A 22964-nucleotide genomic window follows, 5' to 3' on the forward strand; every position below is an offset into this window, starting at 1 on the left:
ACGAGCCAACAAAGGCATAAATAAGCCAATATTTGGCGAATACGCCTCAACGCCTAACACTGGTTATTTTAAAAGTCAATTAATTTCAATTATTTTTGAGAGGCATATCCTTCATCGGTTTGCCGTATCAAGTGGCTTAAAAGCCACATAAAACAGTTTCATACCTGTTGTGACTGTCATTTCACTGATGATAAGGACACTTTACTGTCCGTATGGTACGACCATACACCATCGCAGTTGCGCATGCTTCCATATCTGTTTATGGTCATGCTGCTGAACCGGTCATACAGAACAGATTATGGAGTAACTGGAGCCTGATAAGTGACTGCAATTGCAGTTACGTCAGGGTCTGTTTGTCTTCTTATTTCATTAACCGTCTCGGGCGGCCTCCCTCCTTGCATACATGATATGCATGCGCAGCATAAGCTTTTGCTGCAGAACTGAGCAGGCCGCTTCTGCATATTATCCAGCAGTTTTCCTGTGCGATCCCTGGCTTGATCATAGTTTTTCAGGCGACAGAGATCAGGGCTGTCCAGGTATGGAGGCCTGTGCTCATAAATCTGTTCATGGCGGTGCAGCCTTATTGCTGCAGTGCATGGATAAAGGCGGTGGCGGGCCTGCGGGCCCGGGAGGGAAGCCTGCCCAGCACCTCGGGAGTCATGGCTTCATGACTGATGCCGTAAGGCGCCAGGCTTAATTACAGGTTTCCTTAGCCGGAATCCTTTCGTGCTCTATTAGGAGAGATATCGTGCAAAGTTGGAACATGGGTTATGACACCGATACAAATTACAATTTCGGTTACTTCAGTCAGCTCAACCCATTAATCTTAAAGTTCGTCTTCCTTACTCAGCGTCTGGCCTTCCCTAAGCTGGGACCGGATACCACTGCCTGTGAGCTGGGCTTTGGTAACGGTATCAGTGTCATCATGCATGGTGCAGCTACCGATGTTAAGTGGTATGGCACTGACTTCAATCCATCCCAGGTAAACTTTGCCCAGCAGCTGGCCAAAACAGGTCATGTACCTGTTGATCTTCGCGATGACGCCTTTGGCGATTTTGCAAAGCGTGAAGACGTTCCAATGTTCGATTACATCTGCCTGCACGGTATCTGGTCCTGGATTAACAAGGACAATCAGAACGTAATCGTCGACTTCGTGCGCAACAAGCTCAAGGTTGGCGGCGTGCTGTACGTCTCCTACAACACCTCTCCAGGCTTCAACTACATCGAGCCAATCAGAAACATCCTGGACAACTATGCAAACTTTATTGCTGATCCAGCTCTGAACCACGTACAGAAGGTAGCTCCAGGTATTGAGTTCATCAAGAAGCTGCTTGAACTCAAGCCAGGTTATGTAACTGCTGCTCCATGGGTAGAAAAGCACTTTGAGCAGAAGATGGTAAGTCAGGATCAGAACTATGTAGCCCACGAGTATCTCAACGGCAACTGGTTTGTTGAGCACTTTGATGATGTTGCTGCCAAGTTTGAAACTGCCAAACTGACCTATATCTGTCAGGCCCGCCTGTCTGACAATGTCGATGACATGAACCTCAAGAAGGAAGAGCAGGAAATTCTGGCTCCTCTCAAGGGTACTCCTGTCTATCAGGCAAGCTATGACTATGTAACCGGTCAGCAGTTCCGTTCCGACCTCTATGTAAAGGGCGCTCTGCAGTTAAGTGAAAAGCAGTTCCAGGAGCAGCTGGATGCTACCCACATGGTGCTGATGGTCAACTTCAAGGACGATGATTTCACCATCAGAACCCGTCTGGGTACCGACAAGGTTGACATGAGCCGTGTACGCAAGATCATTCACTTCCTTAGTGACTACAAGGTTCACAGCTTTGCCGAGTTGCGTGCTGAGCTGGCCTTTGATCCTGATGCTCCGGCTCCACAGGGTGACACTACCGGCCGTATTCCACAGGAAGAGCTCCTTGACAATCTGGTCTATGCTATCTGCTCTGGCCTGGTAGCTCTGGCTGTAGATCCTGCCACTATCACCAACGAGGTCAAGGAACGCTGCCTCACTCTGAACGCCAATATTCTTCAGGGTTATCAGAAGCACTCCATTGCTTTCCTGAGCTCTCCTGTACTGGCTGGCGGTCACTACGTTGACGACATCACCAAGATCATGATCAACCTCGTTCAACGCATCAAGGGCGTAACCGAGGAAGAAATCACCCGTGCCATTCTCTCCATTGCCGGCGATGATGTCCCAATGAAGCTCAAGGATCGTGAAATCACCGATCCTAAGGAAAAGTACGAAGTTGTTCGTAAGCAGGTTCACCGCTTCATGACCTTTGATCTGCCAAGCTTAAAGAGGCTGATGGTTATCTAAGCCTGACATGGCCCTGAGCGGCAGCAGCTGCAGCCTGAAGAGGCTCAGTGCTGCCTGATGCTTCGCCATGAAGCAGCTCAGGCACATGACAGCAGTCACGGTCTGAAGGGAATCGGCCCCCTGATATAAGGCCAAAGCAACATGCCAAGACATGCCATTACATTACATTACATTACATGACATGACATGCCGTGAACAACTGCCTGCAAAAAGCCAGATATGCCTGATTTCAGGCAGCTGCACTGCAATACAGGCGCAGGCACGACAGGGATACACATATTTCCTGACTTAAGTCAGGCATGTTTGACATGCTACTGCTGCCATATCCAAGGGCGGACAGTTATATTCAGAGCTTATGGACAGCCAGGCTGCCTGCGGTCTGAACTGACTTCCGTGAACAGAATTTCATACGGCTTTACAAAGCTTTTTATGTAAGGCTGTCACAGTTAAAAGAGATTTTCGCCATGTCAAAATGGTCTTCAGAATTCTTATATGACCTTCCTTGCTCCTACAGCTACTACAAGGAAGAAAACCCTCTTTACCTCAAGCACCTTCTGACCTCCAAGGGCTTCTCTTTCCCAGATATTGAGAATGGTAACGCTCTGGAAATCGGTTTTGGCAAGGGCATCAGCATCTCCATGCATGCTGCCACCTCCACCACTAAGTGGATGGGTACCGAGTTTAACCCATCTCTGGTTAACACAGCCAAGAGAGTTGCCAAAGAGTGCAATATCGAAGCAGAGCTAACTTCAGAGTCTCTTGAAGAGTTTGCCCGTCGCACTGACCTGCCAAAGTTTGACCTTATCTGTCTGCACGGCGTATGGTCATGGATTTCTGCCCGCGACCAGGAAACCATTATCGACATCGCTGATCGTCACCTCAAGGATGGCGGTATCTTCTACGTTTCGTATAACTGTACTGTAGGCATGATTAACTTCGAGCCTGTGCGTCACCTCATGCACATGTACAATCAGAAGATGAACCCTTCCAACATGGCTGATCATGAGCGTCTGAACCGTGTTGCTACCTACCTGCTGCCTATCGTCAGAGCCAACCCAAGCTTTGTGGTATCTCAGCCTGACTTTGCTGAGCGCATTACCGCTGCTCTGGCCAGCAATACCAATGAGTTCTTAAGTGAGAATCTCAATACCCACTGGTCCATGTCCCACTTCTCCGACATGTCACACCGTCTTGAGCGTGCTGACCTGGGCTTCATGTGTTCCGCTCTGGGCAATGATAACCTTGATTTTGCCAATCTCACCCCTGAGCAGATCGAGTTCATTGAGCCACTGCTTGGTACCGTGATGTATGAGGACACCCGCGACTTCATCGTCAACCAGCGTTTCCGTCATGACATCTACGTCAAGGGCGGTATCCCTCTGTCACCTAATGAGTACCTGGCCACCTTCCGCAGCCTCAACATCCTCATGATTGATCCTGCTGACAGCTTCAACTACACCATCACTGGCCGCAATGGCGAGGTAGAGCTGGACAAGGCTGTATATGGTCCTCTCATCGAGATCCTTGCTGACAACGAGCCACACAACGTTGGTGCTATTCTGGACATTATCCTCTCCAGCAACCAGGAGCTGGCCTTTGATCAGGTAGCAAATGCCATTAACACCCTGGTATACGCCAACATCTGTGCTCCTTGCGTAGCCGCTGAGTCTGTAGACGAAGAGAAGATGGACCGCTGCCGTCGCTATAACTTCAATACCATTGAGAACTACACTGACAGCCCAACTGTCTTCATGTGCTCACCTTTAACCCAGGGCGGTATTGCTGTTGATCCTCTTCAGGTCAAACTGCTGGGCATCTACCTGCAGAACCCTGAGTGCCACGATCTGGCTCTGGTTGAAGCCATTCTTACCTTATGTGTATCAGGTGAGGTTAACTTCAACAATGACGGTCAGGCCCTGAGCGAGGACGAGCTTATCAATGTAGTAAGCAACTACGTCGCTAACTTCAAGGCTGTCATGCTCCCTTACTACAAGAAGCTCATGTTCTTCTAATAAGGCAAATACCAGATATCAGACCAGCCCCGCAGTCGAACTTCCCGGTGCGGTAACAGGCCTGGTATCAGACGGCCCGAGTCCCGCTCTGGCCTCATGAACAAAGAGCCCGCACCTGAGTTTTACTCAGGGTGCGGGCTCTGTGCATTTATCCGCCATCAGTCACAACACTCCAGGCCACAGTCCGGACCAGGGCCAGGACCAGATCCCACTGGCCTCATGGCCATAGGCAACGGGTCTCATGGCCATTGGCCACAGGACTACGGACATACCCCATCCTGTCCGGTCAGACCAATTGCAGTGGCTGACCACCTCAGGGCATATGCCCAGCCAGAGGTCTGCGAGAATGTCATCCAGCTGGCCCCTTTAGCCTGCTGCGCGCCATGGCTCCCCCTCAAACTTACCTGCAGACATCACTGCGTCCACAACCTCATCCGCATCCGAACTACCGCAGTCAGCGGAACCATCGCTCCCCACACACCAGCACCAGGATATCAGGCAGCATACGCACGCAACTGCCAGCAAAAATCAGGCAAGGCCCTTTCTCATCTCTGCCCTGTTCTGTTAAAGCTGCCCCCATTCACAGGCAACGGACCATGCACCCTCCCCAGATATGCCATCAGACAAAACAGTCTGGCACTGTACTGCGATGCAATGCACCGCACTTCACGGCACAATGAGCCCCGATCTCTCCTCCACCAGTCTTCACAATTAAACTCTACCAGAGCATGATAATTCTTCACTCTGCAGATCTTGCTGACACCTCATTGCTAATCTCCATATCCCACAGAGTATTACTCAAGAGTCAGAGCATCAGTAAGAAGTCACTTATCTGCGTATACATGAGCAGTGTATTTAACGCAATCCAGGACAGGAGTTCGTGCATGAGCACTAAGGCCGACATGCAAATGCGCATGCAATTGCGCATGCGCATGCCTGCCCAGTCAGTGAGGGCTTTTCATATGTTGTGTATGCAGGCCTTATCATATTCAGTTTTGCAATCGTTTGCATTATATTTAATGTAAATAATATATAAAAAAAGACGATTTTTAACATCTAGTGCAGATATAGTTCTGACGTAACTATCGCTACGACAGCGCGTAAATAACCTGTTTAGATGCAATCGTTTGCAAGGCCCGTTAAAGATAACAGCAGGGATAAAAGGCAGATAGAACAGTCCCTGCTCTCATGGATCTGAGCTGATATTTCTACGCCTCAGCAAGGATCACACAAACTGGACTCACGGTTAGCGCCTGAGAATGAACAATGAACAGCCTGATGCATGAAGCATAAGCTCACCGCAGCATAAATTCGGCTCGCAAGTCCTGCATGAGCCCGCTGTACACAGTGTTGCAATCTGATGCATCCACAGTGATGCAGACATAATTGTATGGATTGCCTGTACCGAATCTGCACGGTTAAACAACAGATATGACTGGTAATATCTGTTACGCAGAAAGATTTTTAATCCTATGTTTCCACGAATCGAAGGCCCGTAACTCCTGACCGAGTTGCGGGCCTTTTTTATGCTGCAACTCCAGCTGATTACAGTCCAGACGACCGCCTGATGGTAGCATGTAGCTGCAGCTTATTGACGACTAGCCCAGACAGCTCCTCCAGGGATGGCCATAACGTGAATATCCCCAGCAAAACACCGTCCATGCCTGTGAGCTCAACAGCAAAACACCAGTAAAGCGATATCAGGCTCCAGCCAGGCCTGATGACAGGGTCATAAGACAAACTCCATAACATGTCGTGCTGGATATATGTGTTGAGGCCTGCCTGTTGGCACCAGATGATGCACAACGGTATTTGGCACCACATGGTGCAACACGGTATTTGGCACCAGATGAGGCAGAACGGTATGAGTCATGACAGCATGAATAGCAGCCCCAGCAATGAATCAGGAGTCAAAAGCATGGTAAATGAACAGGAGGAGCCATAGCCATACCCTGGGACTGGATATGGACAAATCTATGCGCCACTATAGCATCCGGTGCGAACGCCCCAGCACGCTCCAGTGCATGCGCTCATCTACGCTCCAGCACACTCCATTGCATGTGCCCATCTACGTTCCAGTTCATGAGCCCCCTGCACACTCCAGTGCATACGCTCCTGCACGCTCCAGTGCATGCGCTGAGGCTGGCACAACAGCAGTATGCCTGCCTGAACATGGTGTCCTGCCGGCTCCTGCGGAGCGGCAAGATTGCAGGAGCAGTTGTAGCGTGTATTTATGCGGAGGGCAATGCATTGTGGCCTCCATAGAAGCACAACCCCATTGAACGCTTAAAACACGCAGACAAGCGCTGCGTACTGGCTGCATCTGAGCTTGAAACTGTGATGCCAGCTGGCTGGCAATTGCTGTTCAAAATAAGGTAAAGATTACAAAGCGCTTAGAGCAATGCTCACAAGTGGCTGAGCACTTTGATGCTACGGTGTGCTGATTGCAGAAATATACCTGCCGCATAATTTGTTTTATAAAGTACAGCAAAAAGGGGACAGCCATTGGCAGTCCCCTTCATAATCGTCACAACGCAGTCTCAGACCACGCCATAATGTAATTTGTTACTACTTAATAAAGGCGCGAGCATAAGCTACGATAGAGTCGGCAATCTCCTCAGTTGTGCCCTTATCAGAACGGATCATCAGATCGTAGTTTTCCTTGGCACCAAAGGTCTGAGCAGTAAAGTGTTTGTAATAGCTGGCACGCTTGGCATCTTCCTTGTTAAGGTCAGCAAGGCTCTTACCCTCATAAACAGTAGCTGCACGATGCTCACGGAACTTGTCAGAGGCTCCGATGAACACTGTCAGAACATTACGCTCATTGTGCAGTACGAAGTCAGCACAGCGACCCAGGATAACGCAGCTTTCATGGCGGGCCAGACGGGCAATAACGCCAGCCTCAGCTTCAAAAATCTGCTGGTTGAGCGGCTTCTCACCACGCATACCAAAGGAGAAGAAAGGAGTGAAGTTCATGCTGAGAGGAGGAACTTCACTTTCGAGTCTGAGGAGCTCTTCCTCAGTAAGCTGATCGATTTGCAGCTGCGCTGCAGCAATGTGAACGAGCTGACGGTCATACAGATGTACTCCCAGCTTCTGAGCCACCAGAGTGGCAATTTCACGGCCTGCAGCACCGTACTGACGGGAAATGGCAATAACGATATTAGACATAATAGACCCATATTTCTAAATAGAAATGCAAATCCAGGCGCAAAGAGTCTCCACCACTCCATGTCGCAGATCAGTACCATTATGTGAACTGTTTTATTCTTTGCATCCCTATGCTCGTCTGCTCACGATCACAGGGACCTGATGATTTATGACATACGTCTACAGCCTTGAGCTGACGCATTTAACCTGTTGCATACAGGTCTCATGTAAATGATTCAATCACATGTGACCCGGGTATACAGACTGTTTTTTGCCATCATCTCTGAGCTGAAATAACCTGTCATCAAACAGATTCACGAATCGACACTGCTGTGCCGACATAACAGGCTGCATCATGACCAGGCACTCTGGATAGCCAGAATAAGCTGATACTCACGCCACCTGCATTGTACTGACTGTCTTATACCGGTTTACGACCGGGCCTTTATACCCTGTTGGCCTGCCGGTATCGCAGCTGTTCAAGAAAGACAACATACCATGATTATGCTTTATAAAAGCATACTGAGTGTATTAATTAAGAACAGCTCTTGCTCTACTAATTGCACTGATTGCAATAACGATCACTGTATGTTCTTAATCTTAACTCAAAGAACGCGTTTTTGCATCAGGGCCATCATCTATGACTGGTTCATATTGTCAGACACCCCTATCAGGCCTGACAGCCACCCAGACGTATCAGACATACAAAAATGGCCTGTATATAGCCTTTTCAGGCATACCAGGCCATTTTGCCTATACAGGAGGATGCATAAAGCTGCTACCTCAAATGCAGAGGCAAAGCAAGAAAGAGCTGTATCCTCTCTATACAAAAAATACGATATATAAGCCATAAAAAGCTCAGGTCAGTGTTATCAGAAGATCAAATGTACACTGAATTGACCTGACATTATTCATATTTAACCAGGACAGTTAAAGCTGCCTGTTGCTCTAAAATAATGCACTTTTGCAGCAACAAAACCAGGCCGCTACGCCCCCACAGACAGGCTGCTCAGACTGGCTGCACAGACAGGCTGCACAGCTCATCTTAACCACATTGAAATAACTGGTGGCAACTTGAACTGACTCGCCTACGCCTGTGGCGCAAGGCATAAGCCCAGACAAGTTACAGCTCCTCACTCAGCCCCTCATTAAAGAGGCGCCAGAGCCCAGGAATGTCAGCCTCAGCGCCGTGCCTCAGAAAAGGATATGTACAAACTCAAAGTCCTTGTACATGTCGAGGCAATGCAGTTGCAACAGTATCGGCGCCGCTCCGCACTCAAGCAAATGGGCTGTATTGTCTGACAAAAAAAACATAACCTCCAGGCAGACAATATAATTTACAAAACATTATGAAACACATCACATACATAATCCTGGCATAAGTACCCAGGGATATGTTTCATAATTTGTCTGCTCTTTAAGCCTCGCTTCTGCAATATTGCATGCTACCTTTACAGACGCATGCAATGACATATGGCAGAACATACACTGCGCAAGCCTGCTGAGCACCAGATTGTCTTATGTACAAGCAGCCCGGCACTAAGGCAAATTCACTACAGCACCTGAGATCAATTTGCTCTTACATCACCATAATGCCAGCTCACTCAAGGGAGGTAAATTAAGCTTAGTGCAGACTACATTTGCATTGACGGAAAGCACTGATCTTTCTGCCCAATACTGCATTTACAAGGCTGCTCTTACAGCCATTGCGTAGCCAGTAACTGCAATAAAGACCGACAGACACAATGGATCTGTCACGTGCTAAGAAAGCTGCCCTGCCATGTGCCCTGACTATGGGTCATGCCCTGTATAGTTTGGCTACAGAGCTCTTGAGTAATAGCGCACATCTGGCATAGGGTTATGGTAGTAAGGAGCACACTGTACAAAGCCATTGCGCTCGTACAGGGCTATTGCTGCTTTGAGAGGCTCAATGGTATCAAGCACCATTTCATCAAGGCCTTCGTTGCGGGCAATGGTGATAATTTCCTTAATCAGGGCGTCACCTGCGCCACTGCCACGGAACGATTCCTTAACATAAAGTCGCTTCATCTCGCAGGTGCACTCACTGAGCTTCTTATAGGCAACCATGCCCATAACCTCACCTGAGTCAGCAAGAGCCACCAGAAGATGTCCGTTTGGCTCACAGTAACGGGCCGCTACATCTGCCAGCTCCTCCTCAAGATTCTGAAAACTGAGGTCTCTGTTCAACCACTGGACATAGTCCTTAATCATGACTTTTACCTCATCGAGGTAAGGGAGGCCGTCAACAATCTTCACTGTGTACTCCAATATCTCATCCTGCCGGACAGAAACACTCTGATCATTACCTCACTGTACATATCTGCAGCTCACCAGATGGCTGCCCCATCGGGTGGAAGTCTGAGCCCAAAAGCTGCTGTGCTGCACCATCAGGCCAAGAAGCTGAGCCAAAGAGCTGCAGAGCTGCACCATCGAGCCAGGAAGCTGAGCCAAAGAGCTGCTGTGCTGCACCATCAGGCCAGGAAGCTGAGCCAAAGAGCTGCTGAGCTGCACCATCGGGCCGAATAGCAGGTCCATCGGGCGGATAAGCTGCTCACACCAGATAAAGCGAAAGGCCATGAGCTTTTTAAGCAATATGCTCGACAGCATGGCACCACCCGCTCTGGACCTTTAGTGCCTTAACATGTTCAAACAGGCATGTTCAGGCAAGCTGTCGCTTGTAAAAGGCTTCACCCAGATACCGGAGCAATGCAGGGGGCAGATCAGTCAGTGAGGTTATTACAGGCCGATATTACTCCCTGGGTTAGCTGCATACAATATGTGCATCTGTTTGATGCACCGAGCGCTCTCTGCTTAATCTGATGCTTACAGTGCTATTACAGTGCGCTAATAATCTTTATCTACAATTGCGGCTGACCGCAGGTCCGCAAGCGCTTAATTGACAGACTGTTTGCCACTGTGAGCATAGTTATACATCCCCATTGAACACGGGGTCACACACTAAATGCCCCATAAGTATGCATTTCATGCAGATTTTTTACTGGCTCTTACAAGTGTGCACCAAAATGATAGCTTTTATTAAGCCCAGTTGGATTATGCCGCCGGGCCCAATACAATGCCCGGGTAATTTTTTCAGGCCCGTTATGCCCATGCAGCACGAATTGTCCCATGCTGCCTTACTTTCAGGCCGGTTAAAGCTCTTCTGCCCCGAAGTAAACGTTGCCACATGTTCATGTAAGGCAACCACAGCTTCAGGCTCTGCTTAGCGAGCTCTGCCTTCATGCAAAGCATGTAAATGCCCCAGTCCTGAGCACGACAGGACTATGCTGCAGGATCAATATCAGAGTGCAGGCTCAGGTATGAGCTTCTCATGAAGCCAATTTGATCTGTTCAGCAGGCACCATAACATGGGACATCAAGTCTCCGGGATCAGGCAAGGAGTAAAAGCTGCAGAGCTTTACTAATGCAGTCAGCAGAAGCGCTGACCGGACAGGGCTACGGGTGGAATAACTCAGTTTAGTCAGGACAGGATTGACCAGATGACAGATAAAACAGCAAAGCAGAAACACGTATTAATCATTGATGCCGGCATCGAAGGTGCCTTTGCCAAAGGCGAACTTAACCACTCATTTTCCGCCATTGCCTCAGAAGTTCTGCAGGAACGTGGCATGAAAGTAGACGTGACTCTGGTAGAAAAGGATTACGATGTTACTGCCGAGGCTGACAAGGTACTTGCCGCTGACTACATCATCGTTCAGATGCCAGGCTACTGGATGGGCGGCCCATGGCAGCTCAAGAAGTACTTTGATACCGTTTTTGGTGATCGTCGTATTTCAGGTGGTGGTGACGGCCGTCATCGTGACAACCCTGAGTCCCGCTATGGTACCGGCGGTCTGCTCACAGACAAGAAGTACATGCTGTCATCAACATGGAATGCCCCTCTTCAGGCATTTACCGATGCCAAGCAGTTCTTTGGCGGCATTGGTATTGACGGTCTGCTCGTACCTTTCCACAAGACCTTCCAGTTTGTCGGCATGAGCCCTCTGCCGAGCTTTACCGCTAACGACATCTACAAGAACCCAAGCATCAAGCACGATCTTGCCCGCTTCAAGGAACACATCGAGCAGCACATTGTCTGATAACAGCTGCAAGAGCTTACATCTTTATTCCGGCAATTCTACAATTATCTCAATACGCCCTGTAAATCGTTATACAAAGCGTAATAATGGCAAGTGGTGAATGAGCATGATAATGGACATCACAGCACCATAACTAAATTGCCAGATGATGTAAACAGTGCTCACAACAGGCAACAAAAAGGGCCCGTAACTGACTTTCAATCAGTTACGGGCCCTGTTGTTTTCAAGATCACGGCCATCCTGTCCCATAAAAGTACACTGGCCCCTGAAACACCTGATGCATCACCCTTGCCTTCACCTGATGCAGATGCAGGCTCATATACGCTAATTTTGAATCTTTTGGACCACAATATAAAACCCCTCATAAAATATATTATTAATATTTTGCCAAAAATCTCATAAATATCACATTTAATATAAGTATTTTAAAAATACTCCATTGGCATATTCCCGAATATATTGTAGAATTTACTGATCCAGGCGGGACAATATTAAAGGGGTTGTTTGGTGGCTATTTTTTATAATATTCCTGAGATGCCAGTACCTGCATGGGCGTCTGTAACATCAGATGGCCGTGTGTTTCACAGGTACTATGAGGGAGGCAAGCGCAGAAAGGTTGTATTAGGCAAGCTTGTAGATAAAGTATCCACTAATGGCGCTTTAATGATGGCTCCTAACGAGAACATGCGCAGACTGTACTCAGATGAGTTTGAACAGTGTTACGGAGCAGGAAGCTCCTCATCAAACCGCGTAATTACCGGTCTTTACGCTGCAAATCTTAGAGTGTGCGCCGCTATAGGCTTGTACCAGTGTGTGCAAAGGTCATTTGGCACCGCTGATGGTAATATCCTTATGGATCTTGCAATGATGGCCTTCGCTAAAAGGAGCAGTGCTGTTTATCTTATCGATGATTTTGTTGAGGCCCACATGCACTACTCCCTCAACAAAGTCAGTAGCTCATCAGTCAGCAAAATGCTTACAAAGCGTATTAGTTCCAGTCAAATTCAAGACTTCAAAGTCAGCTGGATTAACGAGTACCAGAGAAACAATGACCTTAAGGAGGTCTGGCTCAGTATCGACGGATCAAACAGTGACTGCAAGACTGTAGGAAGCGCTTTAGCTGCTCATGACAAGTCAAAAACAGGCAACAGCACCATGATTATTGGTCAGATTTGGGCTGTTGATGTTAGTACAGGCGTCCCAGTAACATGGTTCGTTAATGAGGGAAACGTACCTGACTGCGTTGCATTTGAAAGAATCATGACCTTTCTGGGAGAGCATGATCTGGGGGTCAAGGGCGTTCTTCTGGACCGAGGCTTTGCTTCTGAGGCAATCATGAGTCTTATCAGCTCATACGGCCTTGAGTACATCATCATGCTGAAAGATGACTGTAATGGCTTCAGTGAGATGTTTAAACATCATTGTGATGATATAAGACGCGTGGTTTCCCGCCGTATCATGAACGGCGGTCTTTACGGCATAACTGGAGAGGTAAAGGTATTTAGAAAGAGTAACTCTATGACAAAAGTAGGCCTGTTTTTCAGCAGTCTCAATGCTGATGAACGAGCTGAAGACTTTTCTGACAAGTTAACCTGCGAGATAGAGCGAATTGATGAGGAGTTACGTCAGGGACGCCACGACATTGCTGTTAATAACAGGTTCAGTGACATCATTTCAATTGAGGTATCAGATGACGGCTTGCCAGCTGGTGTAGCGGTAGATTTTGATACCTGGCAAAGTGTCTATGACTCAAAAGGCTATTTTGCAGTGGCATCGTCAATGGACATAGACGCACGCCATCTCTATAGTATGTACTCGTTAATAGACACTTCAGAGAAGACGTTCAGAATGATCAAGTCTGAACTTGAGTTCGATACACTTCGTGGCCATACAGATGCTGGCATAGAGGCAAGAATTGCGGTTTCTTTCATTTCAGCTGTATTCAGACAGGTTTACTCAAATCACTGCAATAACATAGGTGCAAAGCCTAATCATCTTATTGACAGGCTTTGCATTGTAGCTGTGGAAGCAAACCTGGATGGAATTTTCCGCGTCTCAAACAGCGGAGATGTTTCCGTATCAAAACTGTTTAGCTCTATTGGGGTTACAAAGGCTGATCTTGCAGACCTGGCAACCCAAATGACAAAGATTAGACAGGGAACCAATCTATCCCAATACAGGGAGCTAACCTCATTTGAGCAGGACAATATCAGGACTGAGGCAGACCGTTTTGTTGACATAATCCAAAACTCTATTAACAAGGACTATTGCTACCCATACGGCTCTTCCGGAGCCGCCCCGGCTGTAAAGACCAGAAAGCCTGGTCGCCCTCCTGGCAGCAAAAACAAGAAGACACTTGCACGCGAAGCTACAATGTCGGGAGATCCGTCAGCACAGACACAGCGAAGGGGCAGAGGTCGTCCTCCTGGCAGTAAGAATAAGAGCACTCTGGCACGCGAAGCTGCCATGGCTAATGCCCCGTCAGAACAGGTGCAGAGAAGGGGCAGAGGGCGCCCACCTGGAAGCAGGAACAAGAGCACCCTGGCACGCGAAGCTGCTATGGCTGAGGCTCTTTCAGAGCAGGATATTAAGAGTGGCAGTGAGGTAAATATCAGCAGTTACAAAAACGCTTTTGTTTCATCAGTCAGTACTGACCTCAGTACATTCAAGCGTGGGAGAGGAAGGCCAAAAGGAAGCAAGAACAAGAAAACAATTGAGCGAGAGATGGCTGCAGCTGCTCAGGCTCTCCCTCGTGGAAGGGGCAGGCCACCTGGCAGCAAAAACAAGAAGACTCTGATTCGTGAAGGAGTTGCTGTGATTAACTGTGGCTCCCAGTCCTTAAAACGGGGGCGAGGAAGACCGCCAGGCAGCAAGAATAAGAAAACTCTTGCCAGGGAGGCTATAGCGTCAGCCGCTCGGTCTCAGTAGGCCGCAATCACGGGCTCATGCATTATCTTACAAATACTAACTAATATGTTTTAGTTATCATAATCACAGGCCAATATCTACATATAGTTTTCGGTGTGTATCGATGCAAAATATTCGATTTTCCTGCTAAAAAACTTCAGATATTGGTCCAAAATTTTCAAAATTAGCGGATATAGTTGAAAAAGCATACAAAGACAAATTTGGGGGAAACAATGTACTTTAAATACAAATCCAATTCCATAGATAACATTGTGTATAATTTTTATGTGATCTTAAATCAGCCAAAATCATTAAGTGAGGAAGACGCGAACTACTCATTTTCATATTGGACTAATGAGCTCACTACTCTTATGTCACATAACTTAGTAGATGCCCCTGAACACAAGGAGAAGGTGCTGCAATTACTTCATGCCGGTGAAGCGTTTGCTGCTGTCTATGCCACGGCAGACTCCTGGAGTTATGGTGAAAAAAAGTTCGAGCTTGATGACAAAAATGAACCTGAAGAGGAGTATTTTGAAGATCACTCAGTCTTTAAAACGCGCGCTGAAGCGTTCAGAAAAGCCAATGCCTATAGCATAGTTCAAAGAAATTCCCCTCCTATCTCCGGAAAACTGTATGACTACCTGGAACGTGGCTGCAGGTCTGCTGCGCCAAAGACAGAAGATGAGTTTGTCAAGTGGGCTGGCGCCGGGCCAATGATGGAGGAGAGGGGGGACTCGTGGCGTAAGGTGTTCAGGGTTACAAGCGATTTACGCGAGGCATACAAACAGCTTATCAAAGCATGCATGCCATTCATTGACTCACCTGCAAACAAGGCTAAGGCCAAACAGCTTTACAAGGACTTTTATCACTTTACAGCCCTTGAATGGAATATTACTCCACTGGAGTAGCTTACGAAAAGGCACCCAATACGGGTGCTTTTTTTATGCCTGAACGGAGGGTGTTATGGCGTTTAACTTACATGCATTGGCTCGCGGCGCCGTCATGACGCTGCACCCTTAAGCGCCTATGGTAGCGATATTCTGCACCGGTTTTTTAAATGACCACGGACAGCGCATTATGAAGTATGGCGACAGCGAGCGCATCAGTGCACAAAAGCAGACTCTGAACGGCGATGATATCCAGCTTGCCAATGAAGTGATGCAGGCTCAGTTAAGTCGCAAGTTCTTTCTGTCTACAACGAGGCCTTTGACAGCAGGACAGCGGCATGACGGGGAGGGGGCATCATGGCTGTATGAACTGGATACCGGCGAATACTGGCGCGTGTACACAGTATCTGAAGACTTCAGCAGCGTCGGATGGCAGCAGGTGTTTGCGTCACAGGTACATTCGCCGCCGCCTGCAGTGATAAAGGCCCTGCGTGACAGTGGCATAGGCGGCACAACGGAGGGCGCGTTTAATATCTCATGACTTTAGCAAGTGGCGTATGGGACTTGCGACAGCGCAGCAGCAGCCGCGAGCTCAGATGACTGTGCAGCCCCAGGTTCTGCAGCCGCGAACTCAGACGACTGGGCAGCCGCAAGAGCTGCAATAACTTTAGCCGACGAGTGTAACAAACTTATCAGGATCCATAGTTGTTACAGCAAATGAACATGACAGACACCTCTGCAAAGATGTCATAACAACTGCAAAATCAGACCAGTATTGTCTGTTGATAAACCTTAAGACTGCTGTGAAATGCGCTACAAAACATATTATAAAGTAGTATGTATTGCCGTTCTGCAAGTACGGTAATTTAGCATGTGATGGTGTTAACTTAATCTTTATTTAGTTATGTAAAGCATTTCTGAGGCATATCAGGATCGCAATAAAATGCCGTATTACTACAGCATTTGTTCTCAAAAAGGCGGCACAACATAAGCCGCACCGCCCTGGACTAAGAGAGAGAGAACAAAAAACTTATAATCAGCCGAGCATGGACAGAGCCAGCTGTGGACGGGTATTAGACTGCATCAGCATAGAGGTGGCAGCCTGCTGGATGATTGACTGCTGAGTAAGGTTGGAAGACTCTTCTGCGAAGTCTGCGTCGCGAATTCTGCTACGAGCATCAGCCTGGTTTGCAGAAACATTTGCCTGGTTACGAATGCTGGACTCTAATCTGTTTTGTAAAGCGCCCAGGTTGGCACGATCACCCTCAATAACGCCAAGCATCTTATCTACAAGGTCAATGGTACCATTTGCGCCTTCAACAGTCTGAATCTGGAACTGCTTTTGATCAAAGAACTTTGCATCTACAGCGCCACCATTAGCACGCTCTGTAAACTTTCCAATAGAGAAAGTATTAACATTGAATGTAATGGTATCGCCACTGTTAGCGCCTACCTGAAGGATCATCTTACCTGCGGTTGCGGCCTGGGCAGCACCATAAATAGAACCTGTGCCATCGCCAAATAAGACAGTCTTGCCACCAAAGGTGGTCTTTTCTGCAACACGCTGAATTTCGGCAGCAAGGGCATCTGACTCTTTCTTGAGGGCATTGCGGTCCTCAGCTGTGTTGGTACCGTTAACAGACTGAACAGCAAGAGTGCGGATCTTCTGCAGCATGCCGGATATTTCGTCCATGGCACCTTCAACAGTCTGGGCAAGAGCAATACCATCAGAGGCATTGCGGTTAGCCTGATTCAGGCCATTAATCTGAGTGGTTAACCTGCTTGATATCTGAAGGCCGGCGGCATCGTCCTTTGCAGAATTAATTCTAAGACCTGAAGAGAGGCGCTGGTAGGTCGTATTTAAGCTGTTCTGTACATTGTTCAGCTGGTTTCTGCCCTGTAAAGAGCTGACGTTCGTGTTGACGTAAATTGCCATGGGGTTCTCTCCTGAATGTCAGGCCGCAAGCCTGACATGACGGGCATCTCTGCAAAGATGCCATTACAACTACAATCAGCAGACTTTGGTCGTCTGCATAAAGGCCTGATGTGTTGGGTATACCGAACATGTTTCAGGCAAAATCCGATAAACCGATCTGCTGACACGGCTATCCGATTTTTATTCTGTGTTGACTGTTTATATGACGATCCGGGTTCTCTCTTCTCGCTCTGTGCAGGCTTTGAGTTTTCTGCAAAATCCTCTGATGCATGCACTTTCTCTCTATAATCGCCATATGTATATATGTATTCTCTGTAGACAGATTACCAGACATAGACCACAGATCAAGCACAGGCGCCTTTCGTAAGATTGTTTGTCCAATGCCTAAAACCGCTCTCATGCAACCGTTTACAAAACAAACGCCTGTTATATCTATTTTCTGAGTACAAAAATGGCTCTTTCAGATCTTTGGCTTGTATGACAGGTTTATCATGGATAATAGGGTACAGACCGCACAAAGTCATCTTGGAGACAGCCCATGGATCGGCACAAAAATGACCATTGCAGCCCAAGTAGCGTCAGTAATATAGGAAAAGAGCCGTCACCTTCTTTTTTCAATGATACTGACAGCTCTTCTCATCTGCGCACTGAGATTGATCGTAAAACTGGTGAGTCTGCTGCTCCTTCAGGAAACGAACACGAGGTAGCAGCCCCAGCCATGGGATCTGCAACAGCAGTACATGTGATTGCTGCTCATTCTGAAACAGGCAGGGCAAGGGGTGATGGATGCATTTCAGCTGCTGCCCAAAAAGCAAGGCATGCCGCTGACGTTGTGGTCGATGATGCCTCTGAAGTTGTTGACGATGAAGCCGCTGAGCTTAAGGGGGATTGCGCTGATGATGGAGATGAGGAACTGGCTGATCAGGCTGATACGGCGGTTAGGCATATGGTGGTGCTGGGCGCATCATCGGAGATTGCCATAGCTGCTATCAGGGAATTTGCCCGCACCGGCTCATGGCGCTTTTCACTGTGTGGTCGCAATATGACAGTTCTTGAGAGGACAGCTGTTGAGCTGACTTCAACCCACGGATGTCAATGCAGCTGTCACTACTTTGATACCGGGATGCCGAATGCTGACATGAAGATGCTCTGGCAGAGACTTACATCAGAGGCCAATCAGGTAAGTGAAAGTGAAGAGAAGGTATGCAGTGGGGTGGATACTCTTTTCTGTGCTGCTGGTTATCTTGGTAATCAGCAGTGGGCAGAGCATGACCCGTCTGAGGGCGAAGAGATAATGCGCAGCAACTGCACCGGCCTTATGCCTCTGGTCAGCGCCGCAGCCAGCTATTTTGAGGAGCGCAGGCACGGATGCATTATGGTCATCACCTCAGTAGCTGGAGACAGGGGACGCTGCTCCAACTACTTCTACGGAGCCTCCAAAGCTGCCATGAGCGCATTTCTCTCAGGACTGCGTGTCAGGATGTATCAAAGCGGCGTATCAGTTGTGGACATAAGACCGGGATATGTCAGAACACGTATGGTGGCTGGCCGCAAACTGCCACCCTATATCACTGCCTCCACAGAAACAGTAGCCAGGGACATTGTCAGGGCATGGCATACCAGACCTGCGGTGCTTTATACCATGTGGCTGTGGCGCTACATTATGTGTGTTACCCGCCATATCCCTGACTTCATTTTCAAGCGCCTGAACATGTTCTGACCTTTGCCATGGCCCTCCTGGTGACGTCAAAGTGTCGTCGTGGTAAGACCAGGTAAGGCTGTCAGGTGGCGCGCCCTGGTTTCGTCATGGTGAGACCAGGTCAGGCTGTCAGCTGGCGTGCCCTGGTGACCTCATGCATCAATCAGGATGCCCTCAGGATTAGCCGGTATGTGATCGCGCATGATGCCTCAAACTGTTGCCCCAATAGAGCAGGGCCCGCCTTGAGATTCAACTCATGGCGGGCCCTGCTGTTTTGACAATAGAGTTATAGCCGTCTCAGCCTTTTGCCGCACGGCAGAGGCCTATGGCATATGGCAACTTAAATGCCGGGGGCTGTATCAGTCATTGGCAGGCACAGTGGCCCGGCAGGCACAGTCGCCCCGCATGCACAGTAGCCCCGCAGGCACAGTTGTCTGGCAGGCACAGTGGCCTGGCAGGCATGAGGATCAGACTTGCTGAGCTGGCTGAGCAGCTGAACTGGTATTTTCAGTCTGGGGCTGAGGATCGGCGTCTGGATTGAAGGTCAGTGAGACCACACGCTGCCTGATTTGCTCGCCCATGGCAAAGGCACGTGCCTGCGGGGCATGCCATACAGGGGTCAGATCTTCAGCAAGGTCGAGGTTCTGGCCTAAATTGCGGAATATATCCGGATTGTGGAAGTCTGAGCCCAGGCTGGCCATTATTTTGTAATTGCGGCACAGGGTAGTCAGGTACTCACGATCGGCTTCACTTTGCTGTGATGAGGAGACCTCTATGGCCTCACCACCACAGGCAATGAAGTCCTCAATAAGCATACGCAGACGGCGGTTGGAAATCTTGTAGCGACGAGGGTGGGCCAGCACTGCAATGCCGCCTGCAGCCTTTATGGCGGCTACGGTTTCATCTACCGGCCCCCAGTCATTGCGCACATATGCCTTCTGACCACGGCGCAGGTATTTGTTAAAGGCCTCGTCAATACTGCGTGCCTTGCCGTCCTGGAAAATAAGACGGGCATAATTGCCACGGGTAATGGAGGCACCGGGCTGGGCCTGCTCACAGCAGCGCTCATAAGGACGCTCAAAGCCCAGGCGCTCAAGGCGCTCACCTATGGCAACCGCACGGGCAACTCTCTGACCACGTCTGACATCAATAAGACGGGTCAGCTCGGCATTTTCAATATCCAGGTAAAGACCAACAATATGAATCTGCTCATTACGCCAGGTAGTGGAAAATTCAATACCTGGGATGATATTGAGCTGACGCTCTGCAGGATCGCGCTCCAGGGTGCCATTTTTAACCCCTGTTACCAGGGCAGTAGGCAGAATGTAATTCTCCTCAGGAGCATCTGCAGCACCGCTGCACAGCAGCTTGTTGCCTTTTTGCGCAGCAGCCATGGCCTCAGCAACTCCGGCAACCAGATCATGATCGGTAATGGCCAGATAGTTAAGGCCGCGACTGAATGCGCGCTGTACAACCTCTGTTGGGGTCAGTCCGCCATCTGATGCTTTGGTATGGCAATGAAAATCAATATTGCTAATGGTGGTCATCTTCAATCAGCGCCCCTGCCCACCCTCAGGCAATCAGCGGCACAGCCTCATTTAAACTGAAAAATAATTGTCCAGCATGGCTCCTGGTCCTGAACCTGCCTTGCGCCGTGTTCCTGCTCCAGTTTGCTCTTCAGCACTCCAGCATCCCAGCTGTTTAATCCTGCAGCAGCCCGGCTGACAGGCCTGGCAGCAGCCAGCTCTGTGAGCGAGCACATTGCCGTGCATGGCGCCTGTGTGAAGCCGAGCTGTGGAAAGGATAGCGCTAAAGCTGCAGCCCCAGCCAGGATGCGGCCGCAGCGGCAGCTCAAGCCAGGATGCGGCCGCAGCGGCAGCTCAAGCAAGGATGCGGCTGCAGCGGCTGCAATAGCCCTGAAAGACTGATATTGCGCATGCTGACTGCAACCTGCAGGCTAAGAGCTGCAAGGTCAGCTTTCGGACTTGTCCATCAGCAGCTCAAAACGCTCATAGAGGGCATCGAGCTCAGCGGCGAGCTCAGCTCTTTTGTTGTTAACTGCCTTGATCTCATCAGGGCTCTTTGAGTACAGAGCTGGATCGGCAATCTGGGCATCAACTGCAGCCAGATCCTCTTCTTTAAGCTCAATCTTTTCCGGCAAAGCTTCAAGCTCATGAGCCTCGGTAAAGGACAGCTTATTGGACTTGCTCTTTGAGCTGCCCTCTGAAGCTGCAGCAGCGTCAACCTGACTGTCTTTTGCACCTTTGTCTGACTTGTCAGCCTTATCAGCACGTTCAGCCTTTTCAGGCTCACTGCCCTTGCCTGAGACCACCAGAGCGGCATTCTTGCCTATGCGGCGGTAATAGGCCTCAACATCAGACCAGCCGCCCACAACAGTCTCAATATGACCATTGCCGTCAAATACCCAGGTTTCAGTGGCAAACTCATCGATAAAGCGTCGATCGTGAGAAATAACAAGCACAGTGCCCGGGAAGTTCTGCAACATTTCCTCAAGCAGGTCGAGAGTCTCAAGATCAAGGTCATTGGTAGGCTCGTCCATAATGAGCACATTGCATGGACGGGCAAAGATGCGGGCGAGCATCAGACGGTTCTTCTCACCACCTGACAGAACCGAAACCGGGCTGCGGGCACGACGGGCGGTAAAAAGGAAGTTCTTGAGGTAAGACAGAACGTGGACAGTACGGCCATTGACCGGAACATCCTGCTTGCCCTCAGCTACGTTATCAGCTACTGATTTGGCAGGCTCGAGCTGCTCATGATACTGGTCAAAGTACTGAGACTCGACATTGGTACCGATACGCACATAGCCATGATCAGGCTTTACAAGCCCCATCAGCACCTTGATAAGAGTAGTCTTGCCTGCGCCATTTGGTCCGACAATACCAATACGGTCACCACGCATTACTACAGGGCTGAAGTTTTTGATAATGTCACGGCCATCCCAGGTCACTGTGATGTTATCAGCCTCAAAAACAATATTTCCAGAGCGGTCAGCCTCGGTGATTTTGATGATGGCACGCCCCTGACGGTCACGGCGCTCAGAGCGCTCCTTACGCATGGCTTCAAGATTGCGCACACGACCCTCATTACGGGCCAGTCGAGCCTTTACACCACGGCGAATCCAAGCCTCCTCTTCAGCAAGGACACGATCAAAATCAGCTCGCTGCAGCTCCTCAAGACGCAGGCGTTCATCACGCAGGCGCAGATAGTCATCAAAAGCACCTGGATAGGAATAGAGCTTGCCACGGTCCAGCTCCACAATACGGGTAGCCAGATGATCCGCAAAGGTACGATCGTGGCTGACAAATACTACAGTACCCTTAAAGCCAAGCAGATACTCTTCAAGCCAGGCAATGGTTGCAATATCAAGATGGTTGGTAGGCTCATCAAGCAGCAGTACCTGCGGCTCGTTGGCAAGAGCAGCAGCCAGTGCCGCCTTACGGCGCCAGCCACCTGACAGAGAGCTCAGCGGAGTATCAGGATCGAGATCAATCTTGTTGAGAATCTTGAAGATCAGGGCATCTTTGATCCAGCCGTCATGCTGCTCGATAAAGGCTGCCAGACGCTCCTGCTCCCTTGGATCAGTGCTTTCCTTGAATGAAGCCAGAGCATCACCCACGACATCAATACCCCGGGCTACCATGGAGTAGACAGTGCCCAGAGCATCCTGAGGCGGATCCTGAGCCAGGCGGTTGATACGCAGACCATCACGGAAGATCATGCGTCCGTCGTCAAGTTCAATACGACGGTCAAAGAGCTTGAGCAGAGTGGACTTGCCGGTGCCATTACGGCCTACCAGGCAGACACGCTCTCCTTCTTCAAGAGCAAAGTCAGCCCTGGACAGCAGAGCATCGTCGCCATAGGCCAGTGAGGCCTCCATCATGGTAATCAGGGCCATG

13 protein-coding genes are annotated in these 22964 nt (G+C 49.2%); 7 read left to right on the forward strand and 6 right to left on the reverse strand.

Going from position 1 to position 22964, the window contains the following annotated elements; genetic code table 11:
• Nucleotides 1-748: 748 nt before the first annotated feature.
• Nucleotides 749-2332 (forward strand): class I SAM-dependent methyltransferase, encoded by a 1584-nt coding sequence (locus MXE41_RS13180; RefSeq protein ID WP_246977334.1) that lies wholly within the window; start codon nucleotides 749-751, stop codon nucleotides 2330-2332.
• Nucleotides 2333-2796: 464 nt separating this feature from the next.
• Nucleotides 2797-4344 (forward strand): methyltransferase regulatory domain-containing protein, encoded by a 1548-nt coding sequence (locus MXE41_RS01555; RefSeq protein WP_246977335.1) that lies wholly within the window; start codon nucleotides 2797-2799, stop codon nucleotides 4342-4344.
• A 2568-nt stretch (nucleotides 4345-6912) separates the two neighbouring features.
• Here MXE41_RS01555 and MXE41_RS01560 read toward each other — a convergent pair.
• The 3 genes from MXE41_RS01560 to MXE41_RS01570 all read right to left on the reverse strand — a co-directional run bounded on the left by MXE41_RS01560 (nucleotide 6913) and on the right by MXE41_RS01570 (nucleotide 10092).
• Entirely contained in the window at nucleotides 6913-7515 is a 603-nt protein-coding gene (locus MXE41_RS01560; protein ID WP_246977337.1) for a cytidylate kinase-like family protein, read from the reverse strand.
• A gap of 1797 nt (nucleotides 7516-9312) precedes the next feature.
• Nucleotides 9313-9771 (reverse strand): GNAT family N-acetyltransferase, encoded by a 459-nt coding sequence (locus tag MXE41_RS01565; RefSeq protein ID WP_246977338.1) that lies wholly within the window; start codon nucleotides 9769-9771, stop codon nucleotides 9313-9315.
• Between the two features lie 51 nt (nucleotides 9772-9822).
• Nucleotides 9823-10092 carry a hypothetical protein gene (locus MXE41_RS01570; RefSeq protein ID WP_247099115.1) on the reverse strand — a complete coding sequence of 90 codons (270 nt, stop codon included), beginning with the start codon at nucleotides 10090-10092 and terminating at the stop codon, nucleotides 9823-9825.
• 920 nt (nucleotides 10093-11012) lie between these two features.
• Between MXE41_RS01570 and MXE41_RS01575 the strand changes: the two genes are divergently transcribed.
• The 4 genes from MXE41_RS01575 to MXE41_RS01590 all read left to right on the forward strand — a co-directional run bounded on the left by MXE41_RS01575 (nucleotide 11013) and on the right by MXE41_RS01590 (nucleotide 15950).
• Complete coding sequence (locus tag MXE41_RS01575) at nucleotides 11013-11612, forward strand: NAD(P)H-dependent oxidoreductase (RefSeq protein WP_246977340.1); 600 nt, start codon at nucleotides 11013-11015, stop codon at nucleotides 11610-11612.
• 507 nt (nucleotides 11613-12119) lie between these two features.
• Nucleotides 12120-14540 (forward strand): transposase, encoded by a 2421-nt coding sequence (locus tag MXE41_RS01580; protein ID WP_247099116.1) that lies wholly within the window; start codon nucleotides 12120-12122, stop codon nucleotides 14538-14540.
• 176 nt (nucleotides 14541-14716) lie between these two features.
• Nucleotides 14717-15430: a hypothetical protein gene (locus MXE41_RS01585; RefSeq protein WP_247099117.1), complete on the forward strand. Its 714-nt coding sequence runs from the start codon at nucleotides 14717-14719 to the stop codon at nucleotides 15428-15430.
• 118 nt (nucleotides 15431-15548) lie between these two features.
• Nucleotides 15549-15950, forward strand: coding sequence for a hypothetical protein (locus MXE41_RS01590; protein WP_247099118.1), 402 nt, complete (start codon nucleotides 15549-15551; stop codon nucleotides 15948-15950).
• Nucleotides 15951-16445: 495 nt separating this feature from the next.
• On the opposite strand, the gene MXE41_RS01595 is transcribed toward MXE41_RS01590, so the two are convergent.
• Nucleotides 16446-17345 carry a flagellin gene (locus MXE41_RS01595; protein WP_247099119.1) on the reverse strand — a complete coding sequence of 300 codons (900 nt, stop codon included), beginning with the start codon at nucleotides 17343-17345 and terminating at the stop codon, nucleotides 16446-16448.
• 538 nt (nucleotides 17346-17883) lie between these two features.
• On the opposite strand from MXE41_RS01595, the gene MXE41_RS01600 reads away from it, so the two are divergent.
• A complete protein-coding gene (locus tag MXE41_RS01600; RefSeq protein WP_247099120.1) occupies nucleotides 17884-19065 on the forward strand; it encodes an SDR family NAD(P)-dependent oxidoreductase in 1182 nt (393 codons plus the stop codon).
• A gap of 446 nt (nucleotides 19066-19511) precedes the next feature.
• Here MXE41_RS01600 and MXE41_RS01605 read toward each other — a convergent pair whose 3' ends face one another.
• Complete coding sequence (locus MXE41_RS01605; RefSeq protein WP_247099121.1) at nucleotides 19512-20591, reverse strand: PHP domain-containing protein; 1080 nt, start codon at nucleotides 20589-20591, stop codon at nucleotides 19512-19514.
• A 425-nt stretch (nucleotides 20592-21016) separates the two neighbouring features.
• Entirely contained in the window at nucleotides 21017-22963 is a 1947-nt protein-coding gene (locus MXE41_RS01610; RefSeq protein WP_247099122.1) for an ATP-binding cassette domain-containing protein, read from the reverse strand.
• Between the last annotated feature and the right edge of the window lies 1 nt (nucleotide 22964).

Source organism: Anaerobiospirillum sp. NML120449 (assembly GCF_023051105.1).
Classification (GTDB): Bacteria; Pseudomonadota; Gammaproteobacteria; order Enterobacterales; family Succinivibrionaceae; genus Anaerobiospirillum.